Raw genomic sequence first — 11,715 nt, 5'->3', positions numbered from 1 at the left:
ACGATGTCTGCTGTTATCCTTACCCGCATTATTTATCCCCCCGCGTTTCTATTGTTAATTCCGTGAGGTTGCCCCGTGGATCACTTACCTATCTTTTGCCAACTGCGCGATCGCGACTGTTTGCTGGTCGGCGGCGGCGATGTCGCCGAGCGCAAAGCGCGCCTGCTGCTGGACGCGGGCGCCCGCCTGACGGTAAACGCGCGGGATTACGTTCCGCAGTTCCACGTCTGGGCAGATGCGGGAATGCTGACGCTTGTCGAGGGCGACTTCCAGCCAGCGCTGCTTGACCCTTGCTGGCTCGCGATTGCCGCCACTGACGACGACGCGGTAAACCAGCAGGTTAGCGACGAAGCGGAAGTACGCCGTATTTTCTGTAACGTGGTCGATGCCCCGAAAGCCGCGAGCTTTATCATGCCGTCGATTATTGACCGCTCGCCGCTGATGGTGGCCGTCTCCTCCGGCGGCACTTCCCCGGTGCTGGCGCGTCTGCTGCGCGAAAAGCTCGAGGCGATGCTACCTCAACATCTGGGCCAGGTGGCGCACTATGCCGGCCAGCTGCGCGCGCGGGTGAAAAAGCAGTTCGCCACCATGGGTGAGCGCCGCCGTTTCTGGGAAAAGCTGTTTGTGAACGATCGTCTGGCGCAATCGCTGGCGAACCAGGACCAGAAAGCAGTAGAAGACGAAACCGAGCAGTTGCTGAATACTCCGCTGGACCATCGCGGTGAAGTGGTGCTCGTGGGTGCCGGGCCGGGGGACGCCGGATTGCTGACGCTTAAGGGGCTACAGCAGATCCAGCAGGCGGACGTGGTCGTGTATGACCGTCTGGTTTCCGACGATATTATGAATCTGGTGCGTCGCGACGCCGATCGCGTATTTGTCGGTAAACGCGCGGGCTACCATTGCGTGCCGCAGGACGAGATCAACCAGATCCTACTGCGTGAAGCGCAACAAGGTAAACGCGTGGTACGTCTGAAAGGCGGCGATCCGTTTATCTTTGGTCGTGGCGGCGAGGAGCTGGAAACCCTATGCCAGGCGGGCATTCCGTTCTCAGTCGTACCGGGAATTACCGCGGCGTCCGGCTGCTCGGCCTACTCCGGTATTCCTCTCACCCACCGCGACTACGCCCAGAGCGTACGTCTGGTCACCGGCCACCTGAAAACCGGCGGCGAGCTGGACTGGGAAAACCTGGCAGCAGAAAAACAAACGCTGGTGTTTTATATGGGGCTGAATCAGGCCACTACCATCCAGCAGAAGCTCATTGAACACGGCATGCAGGCCGATATGCCGGTCGCTATCGTGGAGAACGGTACGGCTGTTAACCAGCGCGTCGTCGACGGCCCGCTGGCGCAGCTCGGCGAGCTGGCGCAGCAGATGGCCAGCCCGGCGCTGATTATCGTTGGGCGCGTCGTTGGCTTACGGAATAAGTTAAACTGGTTCTCCTACCATTAATCCGATTAGTGACTCTTTATACGTGCCATAATATTTTTATGGCACGCTTATCATTGTTTTATCTCGTTTATTTTCAGGCGTTAGATTATTTAAAATTATCTATTAATAGATATAACAACGAACCGCGTTGACTCAACATTTAATTTTAAGTTTATATATTAGCGGCTTAATTCAATCATGTTTTAAAGCATACGGAATTATGCATAAATAAATTTTTTTAATTAAATGGGATTATAAATGAAAAACATGTTAAAAGCGGCAGCGGTACTGCTGGTGCTGTCTACCCTGACAGCTTGCACCGGTTCTATCCAGAACAAAAAAGATAATTGCTCATACGACTATTTACTGCACCCGGCTATTTCCATCTCTAAAATAATTGGCGGCTGCGGCGCTCCGGCACAAGTGAAATAAATAATATTTATTTCCAAAATAAAAAACCGGGAAATATCCCGGTTTTTTATTTATTGAAGCAGACAATTATGGCTTAGCCACAAAACCAATTGCGTCGTACACCGCCTTCAGCGTCTCGGAAGCACGCGCGCTGGCCTTTTCCGCACCCTCTTTCATGATCTTCTGCAGGAAGGCTTCATCATTGCGGTAGCGGTTATAGCGCTCCTGCAGCTCGCTCAGCATACCGGAAACCGCTTCGGCGACTTCCCCTTTCAGGTGGCCGTACATCTTGCCTTCGAAGTGTTTCTCCAGCTCCGGAATGCTCTGACCGGTGACGCCAGACAGAATATCCAGCAGGTTAGACACGCCCGCTTTCTCTTTCAGGTCATAACGAATGACCGGCGGCTCTTCGGAATCGGTCATCGCACGTTTGATCTTCTTGACCACCGATTTCGGATCTTCCAGCAGGCCAATCACGTTGTTGCGGTTGTCATCGGACTTGGACATTTTCTTGGTCGGCTCCAGCAGCGACATCACGCGCGCGCCGGACTTCGGAATAAACGGCTCGGGTACTTTGAACACGTCGCCGTAGATGGCGTTGAAACGCTGGGCGATATCGCGGCTTAGCTCAAGATGCTGTTTCTGGTCTTCACCCACCGGCACCTGGTTGGTTTGATACAGCAGGATATCTGCCGCCATCAGCACGGGATAATCGAACAGACCGGCGTTGATGTTTTCCGCATAGCGCGCGGATTTGTCTTTGAACTGAGTCATACGGCTCAGCTCGCCAAAATAGGTGTAGCAGTTCAGCGCCCAGCCCAGCTGCGCGTGTTCCGGCACGTGGGACTGTACGAAGATGGTACTTTTTTCCGGGTCGATACCACAGGCCAGATACAGCGCTAAGGTGTCGAGCGTAGCTTTACGCAGCGCCTGCGGATCCTGGCGAACGGTAATCGCGTGCTGGTCAACGATGCAGTAGATGCAGTGATAGTCGTCTTGCATATTGACCCACTGACGCAGCGCACCCATGTAGTTACCGATTGTCAGTTCACCTGACGGCTGTGCGCCGCTAAATACGATGGGCTTAGTCATGTTCTGATTCCTGATTTTCACTGTTCGGAAGCCCAAGAGCGGGCAAAAGTTGGTTAAAGTGGTCGAAGACAACGTCCGGCTCGCTGAGCGCGATGGCTTCGCCATAGTTATAGCCGTAGGTCAGGCCGACGCAGGCGCAGCCCGCCGCTTTTGCGGCCTGAATATCGTTGCGTGAATCGCCAACAAACAGCAGCGCTTCCGGCGTAATGGAGAGCGTCTCAGCGACCTTCAGCAGCGGCTCCGGATGCGGCTTTTTGTTTTGCACATCATCGCCGCCAATCACCGCGGAGAAATAGCCGTCGATGCCCAACGATGCCAGAATCGGCGCCACGAAAGGCGTCGGCTTGTTGGTCACCACCGCCAGCGGCAGGCCACTGGCGTGCAGCGCAGCCAACGTCTGCTCAACGTGCGGGAACAGGAAGCTACCTTCTTCTGCGAATTCAGCGTAATAACGATCGAACAGGCGACGCAGCACGCGAAGCTGCTCATCCTGAGGAATATCGTGGCTATCGACGGACGGTTTCCTCTGCGCCGCACGCTGGGTAGCACGCTCCTGACGGGCCCAGTTGAGCGCCCGCTCCATCAGAATATCGGCACCGTTGCCAATCCAGGTGACCACGCGGTCTTCACCGGCAACCGGTAGTTCCAGCGCGTACAACGCGCTATCCACCGCCGCCGTCAGCCCCGGTGCGCTATCGACTAACGTCCCATCGAGGTCAAACGCGACGCCGCGAATGCTTTGCAATTTATCCATGACTTACCTTTGCCAGCTCACTGCGCATTTCATCAATGACTTTTTTGTAGTCAGGTTGACCAAAAATCGCCGAACCGGCAACGAACATATCTGCTCCCGCCGCCGCGATTTCACTAATGTTGTTCACTTTAACACCGCCGTCGACTTCAAGACGGATGTCATAGCCAGATTCATCAATACGGCGACGCACTTCACGCAGCTTATCCAGCGTGTGCGGAATAAAGGACTGACCGCCAAAGCCTGGGTTCACCGACATCAGCAGAATGACGTCCAGCTTATCCATCACGTAGTCGAGATAGCTCAGCGGCGTGGCCGGGTTCAACACCAGCCCCGCTTTGCAGCCTTGCTCTTTGATCAGCTGCAGCGTGCGGTCAACGTGCTCGGAGGCTTCCGGGTGAAAGGTGATGATGCTGGCACCTGCGGCGGCGAAGTCCGGAACCAGGCGGTCCACCGGCTTCACCATCAGGTGTACATCGATAGGGGCGGTGATACCGTAGTCACGCAGCGCTTTCAGCACCATCGGCCCGATGGTCAGGTTCGGCACGTAATGGTTATCCATAACATCGAAATGAACCACATCCGCCCCGGCGGCCAGCGCACGCGCCGTATCTTCCCCCAGGCGGGCAAAGTCGGCCGACAAAATTGAAGGGGCAATCAGGTACTGTTTCATCCGCATCTCCTCAGAGCCTATCCATTAGGGTCTTTAACGTTGTTTTTTATCCGGCGGGCGATACAGCGCGAGCAGCTCGTCCACCTTTTTACGCGTGCCGCCGTTGCGGCTAATGCTGCGTCGGACCTTCACGACGTGCATCTGCGTTGCGTTTTTATACCATTCCAGCGTTAGCGGCGTACGGTGGTTTGAGATAAGCACCGGTATTCGCTTCGCCATCAGTTCTTCAGCTTTCTGCGCCAGAACCTCCTGCTGCTGTAGGCTAAAGCTGTTGGTGTGGTAGGCCGTAAAATTCGCCGTCGCCGACAGCGGCGCGTACGGCGGGTCACAGTAGACCACGGCATTCTTCCCGGCGCGCTTCATACAGTCTTCATAAGACTCGCAGTAGAACTCGGCATTTTGCGCTTTCTCGGCAAAGTGACGCAGCTCGGCTTCCGGGAAGTAAGGTCTCTTATAGCGCCCAAACGGGACGTTAAACTCACCGCGCAGGTTGTAACGACACAGGCCATTGTAGCCGTGGCGGTTAAGGTACAAAAACAGCACCGCGCGACGGAACAGGTCGGTGCTGGCATTAAACTCTTCGCGGAACTGATAGTAGCGCTCGGCGCTATTGGTCTCGGGCACAAACAGCGCCCGCGATTGCTCAACGTACTCATCGGCGCGTGTTTTAACGATTTTATAGAGCTCAATGAGGTCGCTGTTGATATCAGCCAGAATATAACGCGAAAAATCGGTATTCAGGAATACCGATCCAGCACCAACGAAGGGTTCAACCAGGCAATCACCTTTCGGCAGATGGCCTTGAATTTCATCGAGCAGCGGGTACTTCCCCCCTGCCCATTTCAAAAAAGCGCGATTTTTTTTCATGCGGCCTGACTACTTACACTCTCTCCGGCTGTGGAGAAAGCTCCGACAGCATCCTGCGCTTCTACGCCCCGCTCATACCCAATGGTACAAACGGGGCGGTTGCTAACGAAACGGCGATTACTTCAGATCCGATTGAACCTGATGCAGCGGTTTCGCCCACGGGTTTTTCGCCTGTACGTCGGCTGGCAGCGTGGTCACGGCGCGTTTGGCATCATCTTTCGATGCGTAGATACCGCTGACCAGAACATACCACGGCTGGCCGTTACGAGAGGTTTCATACACCACGTAGTTTTTCAGGTTCTCTTTCTTCGCCCAACCGTTCAGGTTGTCGTAGTTAGAAGAGGAACTGAGTTGCAGCGTGTAGTGCGAGCCTGAAGCTGATTTCAACGAACCGACATCGCCAGCGGATTTACCGGTTGCCGCTGCAGGGGCTGCCGTCGCGGCGGCGGTAGCTGCAGGTGCAGTGGTGGTGGTAGTCGCTGGTTTCGCCGTTTCAGCTGCCGGCGCTTTAGTCGGCGCAGGCGTTGCGGCCGTTACGGTTTGCTTCGGCGCAGTCGTCACCGGCTTCGCTTCAGCAGGTTTGCTTTGTGCCGTCGTCGTCTGCGTTTTCGCAGGGGCAACCGGCTGCGGTTTGGCTTCGATGACCGTGTGCTTACGTTCCGGACGCGGAGCGGTCGCAGTCTGACGCGGGGTTTCCGGTGCCGTTACCGCCGGACGCGCACCGTTACGGATAGGAGCGACGGTCGCAGGTTCGGTCGGCAGCGTGGAATTGACCACGGCGTCATCAATCTGGCCCTGCTGCTGAGTCAGCGCATTATTCAGATCGCCCTGTACTTCTACGCGCTGCTGTCCATCCGGCGCAGCGGTTTGCTGACCCTGGGTCGGCGTAGAGGAGATAGGCGGCAGAGAAACGTCCTGCTGCTGGTTCGCTTCCGGCGCAGGCTGGCTCTGGCTCACATTGGCCTGATCGACATTATCGCCGCCAGACAGAGAAATACTCTTCTCAGCAGAAGCACTCTGATCGTTTGAAGACGGGGCTTTCAATGCCGAACCGATGCCGACGATCAGCACCAGCAGCACCACGACGCCCAGCCCCATCATGATGTACTGACGAGAAGCAGGCTTACGCGGCGCGACATTTTTACGTTTACGCGGGCGGCGCTCTACGACTTCTTCTGCATCATCCTCATCGGATGGGTCAGAGTCCTCGTATTCGTCTTCCGGTTCAATTTCTTCACGTGCTTTGCGACTACGGGACGGACGACGCTCATCCGCATCAAGATCCACATCATCAAAGTTGATCTGTGGCTCGTTGTCACGATCGGAAGATTGACGAGAGCGACCAGTACGACGATCGCTGGGATCGGGTTTCAGCTCGTCTTCTGGTTTAAATTCATCCATTTAACACCCCACTAAAAGGCTTATGCCACGACAATTGCACATCACCTGAAGTTAAAACACCGCGCGAACGCGGCTAGACCTTTCTTATAGTTGCGCCTGCTGAGTATCAGCAATAGCGCCAAGAACCACATCGTGGGATACGCCACCGCGTACCTCACTTTTCCCGATAGCCAACGGCAGCACTAAGCGCATTTCGCCAGCCAGGACTTTTTTATCTCGCAGCATATGCGGCAGATAGGCTTGCGCCGTCATCTCCTGCGGACCGGTAACCGGCAGACCCGCACGTTTGAGCAGCGCGATGATACGCTGAGTATCCTGGGCGTCAAATTGACCCAGTCGCTCAGCGGCATGCGCTGCCATCACCATACCTGCCGCCACGGCCTCACCGTGCAGCCAGTTGCCGTAGCCCATTTCGGCTTCAATAGCATGGCCAAACGTATGCCCAAGATTGAGTAAAGCACGTAACCCGGTTTCGCGCTCGTCGGCTGCGACAACATCGGCTTTCAGCTCACAACAACGGCGAATACAGTACGCCATCGCTTTTTCATCCAGCGCCATCAGCGCATCAATGTTGTTTTCCAGCCATTCGAAGAACGGTGCATCCAGAATGATGCCGTACTTAATGACTTCAGCCAGGCCGGAAGAGAGCTCGCGTTTCGGCAATGTTTTCAGGCAATTCAGGTCAACCACCACGGAGGCTGGCTGCCAGAATGCGCCGATCATATTTTTGCCGAGAGGATGGTTGACCGCAGTTTTGCCGCCAACCGAAGAGTCCACCTGCGAAAGCAGAGTGGTAGGCACCTGGATAAAGCGCACGCCGCGCTGATAGCTCGCCGCGGCAAAACCGGTTAAGTCGCCAATCACGCCGCCGCCCAGGGCGACAAGAGTGGTATCACGACCGTGCGGTTTTTGCAGAAGCGCGGTGAAGACGGTATCCATCACAGCCAGGCTTTTGTACTGTTCGCCGTCCGGCAGAATGACGCTATCAACCTTCACGCCAGCCTGCTCGAGCACGGTTCGAACCTGGTCCAGATAAAGCGGTGCCAGCGTTTCGTTGGTGACCAGCATAACCTGATCGCCAGACTTGAGCGGTAAGAAGGAAGCTGGATCGTTAAACAAACCAGCCGCGATGGTAATCGGGTAACTACGTTCCCCGAGAGTTACTGTAAGCCTCTCCATAACGCGACGTCCACCTTAGTGACTTATATTCGCTGGCGTTCTACTTTTCTGGCCAGTATTAGTTGCTTTCCAGCATATGGATAATCTGGTTGGCGACAACTTTTGCGCTTTGATCGTCAGTGCGAATAGTGACGTCGGCAATCTCTTCGTACAGCGGATTACGTTCGTCAGCCAGCGCCTCGAGCACTTCACGCGGCGGCGTTTCGACCTGCAGCAGCGGGCGTTTTTTGTCACGCTGGGTGCGCGCTAGCTGTTTTTCAATGGTCGTTTCCAGGTAGACGACAACACCACGAGCGGAGAGACGATTGCGCGTTTCACGTGATTTTACAGAGCCACCGCCTGTTGCCAGAACAATACCCTGCTTTTCCGTTAACTCATTGATGATTTTTTCTTCGCGGTCACGGAAACCTTCTTCGCCTTCGACATCAAAGACCCAGCCCACGTCAGCGCCTGTTCGTTTCTCAATCTCTTGATCAGAATCGTAAAATTCCATATTGAGCTGTTGAGCCAGCTGGCGCCCAATGGTGCTTTTTCCGGCACCCATGGGCCCAACCAGAAAGATATTGCGTTTCTCTGCCATTTTTTTGGTACTACTAAGACTATTCGTTAATGATAAATCCGCGCCGCAGAACATCGCGCGTCGCAGGACATGAACTGAAACCTCTTATGCAATAGAGCGAGAGTCAGACTGAAAATTATCTCAATACTCCGGCTGGTTTGGCAACAGATTAAATCAGCAGACTACAGGAGAAGGAGCGGTGCGTACTGACACTCAAATCGGTACTCCTTGTATGCTAAATCTGGCCCCACGTCAAACTCGGGACACGCCTTCCCACTGAAATTCGCCTGATTCTTCTCTGCTATTGCGCAGAAATAATACGTGGCGTGATAAACACCACCAGTTCACGTCGTTCATTATCCTTACCATCTCGGCGAAAAAGATGGCCCAGCAACGGAATATCCCCAAGAAAAGGCACGCTGTCGCTGGCGTTTTTATTCTTTTGGGAAAAAATACCGCCTAACGCCAGCGTTTCACCGCTCTTCACTTCCACTTGAGTTTCAATCTCTTGCTTATCGATCGCTAACACTTCGCCATCCGCCTGTTGCAGCACCTGGCCCGGCATGTTTTCGCTGATGTGCAGCTTCAGCCGCACGCGACCGTTCTGTAACACCGTTGGCGTCACTTCCATGCCCAGCACGGCCTCTTTAAATTCAACCGACGTTGCGCCGCTTTCCCCACTCGAGACCTGATAAGGAATTTCACTCCCCTGTTTGATGCTGGCGGGCTGGAGGTGCGAGGCCAGCAGGCGCGGGCTGGCGATAATATCCACCTTCTGTTTCTGCTCCAGGGCGGAAAGCTCCAGCTCAAGCAGCCGACCATTGATGCGACCAATGTTGAACCCGGCGCGAGTGGTGGCGTCAGCGACCGAGAGATCGCTGCTCAACGTAGTGATTTTTCCTGCACCAACCACACCGTCCGCATCCGCAAGGCTCCACTTCACCCCCAGCTCACGCAGGCTGGTTTCATTAATGGTGACAATATGCGCAGCCAGCTCAACCTGACCGACGGGAATATCCATCTCCTTCGCCCAGGCGCTGAACGCCGGCAGATGTTCGCTATCGTCACGGACAATCAGGCGGTTAGTCCGTTTATCGACGGTCAACGTCCCACGCGCACTCAGTAGTTTGCCTCCTGACTTTGCCAGCTCACCGGCATCGGCATAGTGCAGCACGATGCTACTGTGGCTCAGCGGCAGCCTCTGCTGACGCCGCGTTTGTTCCGCCAGCGCTCGGGCCTGCTTCTCTTCACGCCAGCGCTGCGAATAGACATAGAGCACGCCTCCTTCCTGATTCAGCACCAGCTCACTGCTGGTGATCACCGTCTGTAGCGCCTGCTTCCACGGCAGGTTGCGCAGCTGAAGCGAGAGCGAGCCCTGTACGTCGGGGGCAATCACCAGATTTTTCTGCTCAAGGTCGGCCAGGCTTTGCAGCACCTGTGCCACCGGCACGTCATCCACCACCAGCGTGACGTTTTTCGCCGAACTTAGCAGCGGCAGAAGCAGCAGTATCAGCAGACTTATCCTTTTCATTATGGGTCGTTCCTTCTCTTTTCCATTGCCAGCGCTGCGGCTCGCAGCCCGTGCCAACATCCACCGTCAGCTCATCCGGCGTGAGGGTCGTTACGCGCCACCCGGTGTTCAGTACGGTGTCGTTTTCCAGACGTTGCCATACCTCGTCATCGCGCTGAACGAGGCCAATCGTCCGCCCATCCATGGCAATCGCTCCACGATAGCGCCAGAGATTGAGCTGCGCGCTGTGGCAGGGATCATCGACTGGCGCAAAGGGATCGCGCAGACCGCAAAGCAGCGGAACCACGAGGAGAATGCTGGGTAAGCGCTTAAGGTTCATCGTCATGCACCAGTCGCATGGTGAAACGCAGCGTGCCGTTTTCTCCAGTTAGCGCAAACGCAGCCACCTGCATATCGCGCTCCGCCAGCAACGAAAAGGTGCTAACAACCTGCAGCCACGGCGTATCGAGCACCAGCTCACCACCCTTGTCGGAAGGTTGCCAGCTCACCAGTTTGGCCCCAGCCTGCTGAAACGCAGCCGGAGAGAATGCAACGACAGGGGGCACAACCGACTCCGCCCCTTCAGGCAGGACACGCAGAGGCATCAGCCGCTGCCACCCTGCCACGTACTGCGCATGCTGCCGCTGGCGGGCTTCATTTCCTTTCTCGAACGTCAGGTTGACCTGCTTCATCATGTAAAAGCACAGCCCGCAGCCCGCCAGCAGCGCCATTAGTCCGGTGAGACGCAGCGCGTTCAGCCTTGAGACCGCTCGCCAGCCATCAGGGAGTCGCATGCGCTCTCTCCTCATTAAGCTGAAAGCGCACCAGCCAACGTCCGGCGCTATCACGCTGAATTTTTCCCGGCTTCGCGGGCTGAAAACCGGGCACGGTCTCCAGGCGATGTTCAAGCTCCGTCAGCGCAGGAAAACGCGTCAACGTTGCCGAGAGCGACAGCGTATGGTCACGGTAATCCAGCGCATTCAGCCACGCTTGAGCAGGCAAACCCTCTGCCAACGTCATGAGACGGGCGGACCACGCGCGTGTTTCCTGTCGGCGAGCCTGTTTTTGTGCATTCCGCACCTTCTGCTTTTCCCGTTCAGCCTGCTCACGTTCACGTAGTATCAACCGCTGGGCTATCTGCCGCTCTGCAGCAATATGCATGTCATTCACCGCCTGTACCGCTTTTCCGTTCAGCCAGCAGGACAGCACCATAACGGCGCCACACAGCCAACATATCGCTACGCCCGCGCCCCAGCGGCGAAGGTGCTGATAAAAACGGATCCGCCGCCATGGTAGAAAGTTTACGGCCTGGATCATCACATCACCGTTCCCATCGCCAGCCCAATCGCTACCGCAAAAGCATCGCCACAGACCGGCAGCGGCGGCTGCTTTTGCGTTATGGCACTCCAGGGGTCGAAATAAGGGTATGGCGTTTCCTCTGCCGTGCAGCACACCAGCCGCGGCGAAGTAATGCCCAGCCGTTCCCCCAGCATGGCGACCTCATGCAGCGCACAGCTACCCCATCGCTCCCGGCTGGCCCAGAGCCACTGTGCGTCGTCGCGCCACAGCAGCACCGTATCCGCTTCTGCTAGCTGCGGCATAAAAGCCCGCAGCGCACAGGCATCCGGCGTAATCGCGACCACCTGAAGGCGCAGACGGCGTGACAAATGCTGTAGCCGTGCGACGTCACGCTGCTGCGCGGCGGTAACGTTCCAGTCGCCTTGTGGCTCTGCCAGGTGGTAATCAAAACACAGCGCCTCCGCAGGCATCTCCAGTTGCTGCGACATCGCGCTGGCAATCCATTGGTTTTGCTCATTTTCTCGCAAGGCGATCGCGGCACGAGG

14 protein-coding genes are annotated in these 11,715 nt (G+C 56.0%); 2 read left to right on the top strand and 12 right to left on the bottom strand.

Going from position 1 to position 11,715, the window contains the following annotated elements; genetic code table 11:
* The first annotated feature begins 75 nt into the window (after window positions 1–75).
* Both cysG and M989_RS02385 read left to right on the top strand, forming a co-directional pair.
* A complete protein-coding gene (gene cysG / locus M989_RS02390; RefSeq protein WP_064541538.1) occupies window positions 76–1,449 on the top strand; it encodes a siroheme synthase CysG in 1,374 nt (457 codons plus the stop codon).
* Window positions 1,450–1,686: 237 nt separating this feature from the next.
* The gene (locus tag M989_RS02385; RefSeq protein ID WP_064541535.1) at window positions 1,687–1,860 is read left to right on the top strand and encodes a DUF4223 family protein; all 174 of its coding nucleotides are present in this window, start codon (window positions 1,687–1,689) and stop codon (window positions 1,858–1,860) included.
* A gap of 66 nt (window positions 1,861–1,926) precedes the next feature.
* Here the strand turns inward: M989_RS02385 and trpS are convergent, their stop codons facing one another.
* The 12 genes from trpS to M989_RS25785 form a co-directional block, all read right to left on the bottom strand.
* A complete protein-coding gene (trpS, locus tag M989_RS02380) occupies window positions 1,927–2,931 on the bottom strand; it encodes a tryptophan--tRNA ligase (protein ID WP_064541532.1) in 1,005 nt (334 codons plus the stop codon).
* The gene (gene gph / locus M989_RS02375) at window positions 2,924–3,685 is read right to left on the bottom strand and encodes a phosphoglycolate phosphatase (protein ID WP_064541529.1); all 762 of its coding nucleotides are present in this window, start codon (window positions 3,683–3,685) and stop codon (window positions 2,924–2,926) included. The genes trpS and gph overlap by 8 nt, the downstream gene beginning before the upstream one ends.
* Window positions 3,678–4,355 (bottom strand): ribulose-phosphate 3-epimerase, encoded by a 678-nt coding sequence (gene rpe, locus M989_RS02370; RefSeq protein ID WP_064541526.1) that lies wholly within the window; start codon window positions 4,353–4,355, stop codon window positions 3,678–3,680. Before rpe ends, gph begins: the two co-directional genes overlap by 8 nt.
* A gap of 33 nt (window positions 4,356–4,388) precedes the next feature.
* Window positions 4,389–5,222 carry an adenine-specific DNA-methyltransferase gene (gene dam, locus M989_RS02365; RefSeq protein WP_064541523.1) on the bottom strand — a complete coding sequence of 278 codons (834 nt, stop codon included), beginning with the start codon at window positions 5,220–5,222 and terminating at the stop codon, window positions 4,389–4,391.
* Between the two features lie 117 nt (window positions 5,223–5,339).
* The gene (gene damX / locus M989_RS02360) at window positions 5,340–6,623 is read right to left on the bottom strand and encodes a cell division protein DamX (protein ID WP_064541520.1); all 1,284 of its coding nucleotides are present in this window, start codon (window positions 6,621–6,623) and stop codon (window positions 5,340–5,342) included.
* Between the two features lie 84 nt (window positions 6,624–6,707).
* On the bottom strand, window positions 6,708–7,802 hold the full coding sequence (aroB, locus tag M989_RS02355; RefSeq protein ID WP_064541516.1) for a 3-dehydroquinate synthase: 1,095 nt from the start codon (window positions 7,800–7,802) through the stop codon (window positions 6,708–6,710).
* Window positions 7,803–7,860: 58 nt separating this feature from the next.
* Window positions 7,861–8,382 (bottom strand): shikimate kinase AroK, encoded by a 522-nt coding sequence (gene aroK / locus M989_RS02350; protein WP_035892101.1) that lies wholly within the window; start codon window positions 8,380–8,382, stop codon window positions 7,861–7,863.
* Between the two features lie 280 nt (window positions 8,383–8,662).
* Entirely contained in the window at window positions 8,663–9,895 is a 1,233-nt protein-coding gene (hofQ, locus tag M989_RS02345) for a DNA uptake porin HofQ (RefSeq protein ID WP_064541611.1), read from the bottom strand.
* Window positions 9,813–10,211: a HofP DNA utilization family protein gene (locus M989_RS24270; protein WP_074398717.1), complete on the bottom strand. Its 399-nt coding sequence runs from the start codon at window positions 10,209–10,211 to the stop codon at window positions 9,813–9,815. Before M989_RS24270 ends, hofQ begins: the two co-directional genes overlap by 83 nt.
* Complete coding sequence (locus tag M989_RS02340; RefSeq protein ID WP_074398716.1) at window positions 10,201–10,665, bottom strand: HofO family protein; 465 nt, start codon at window positions 10,663–10,665, stop codon at window positions 10,201–10,203. The genes M989_RS24270 and M989_RS02340 overlap by 11 nt, the downstream gene beginning before the upstream one ends.
* A complete protein-coding gene (locus tag M989_RS02335; protein WP_064541514.1) occupies window positions 10,652–11,188 on the bottom strand; it encodes a PilN domain-containing protein in 537 nt (178 codons plus the stop codon). Before M989_RS02335 ends, M989_RS02340 begins: the two co-directional genes overlap by 14 nt.
* Window positions 11,188–11,715 (bottom strand): hypothetical protein (locus tag M989_RS25785; RefSeq protein WP_064541511.1); only part of this gene is annotated, 528 nt, incomplete at its 5' end. The genes M989_RS02335 and M989_RS25785, both read right to left, overlap by 1 nt.

This window comes from Kluyvera georgiana ATCC 51603 (assembly GCF_001654985.1).
GTDB lineage: Bacteria > Pseudomonadota > Gammaproteobacteria > Enterobacterales > Enterobacteriaceae > Kluyvera > Kluyvera georgiana.
The sequence above is the reverse complement of the archived record's forward strand: the minus strand, read 5'-3'. Positions and strand labels throughout refer to the sequence as shown.

Excerpts from the sequence above, each read along its gene's own strand:
- M989_RS02385 (WP_064541535.1), top strand. The coding sequence starts at position 1,687 with ATGAAAAACATGTTAAAAGCGGCAGCGGTACTGCTGGTGCTGTCTACC.
- trpS (WP_064541532.1), bottom strand. The coding sequence starts at position 2,931 with ATGACTAAGCCCATCGTATTTAGCGGCGCACAGCCGTCAGGTGAACTG.
- M989_RS02335 (WP_064541514.1), bottom strand. The coding sequence starts at position 11,188 with ATGATCCAGGCCGTAAACTTTCTACCATGGCGGCGGATCCGTTTTTAT.
- gph (WP_064541529.1), bottom strand. The coding sequence starts at position 3,685 with ATGGATAAATTGCAAAGCATTCGCGGCGTCGCGTTTGACCTCGATGGG.
- M989_RS24270 (WP_074398717.1), bottom strand. The coding sequence starts at position 10,211 with ATGAACCTTAAGCGCTTACCCAGCATTCTCCTCGTGGTTCCGCTGCTT.
- aroB (WP_064541516.1), bottom strand. The coding sequence starts at position 7,802 with ATGGAGAGGCTTACAGTAACTCTCGGGGAACGTAGTTACCCGATTACC.
- rpe (WP_064541526.1), bottom strand. The coding sequence starts at position 4,355 with ATGAAACAGTACCTGATTGCCCCTTCAATTTTGTCGGCCGACTTTGCC.
- dam (WP_064541523.1), bottom strand. The coding sequence starts at position 5,222 with ATGAAAAAAAATCGCGCTTTTTTGAAATGGGCAGGGGGGAAGTACCCG.
- damX (WP_064541520.1), bottom strand. The coding sequence starts at position 6,623 with ATGGATGAATTTAAACCAGAAGACGAGCTGAAACCCGATCCCAGCGAT.
- aroK (WP_035892101.1), bottom strand. The coding sequence starts at position 8,382 with ATGGCAGAGAAACGCAATATCTTTCTGGTTGGGCCCATGGGTGCCGGA.
- M989_RS02340 (WP_074398716.1), bottom strand. The coding sequence starts at position 10,665 with ATGCGACTCCCTGATGGCTGGCGAGCGGTCTCAAGGCTGAACGCGCTG.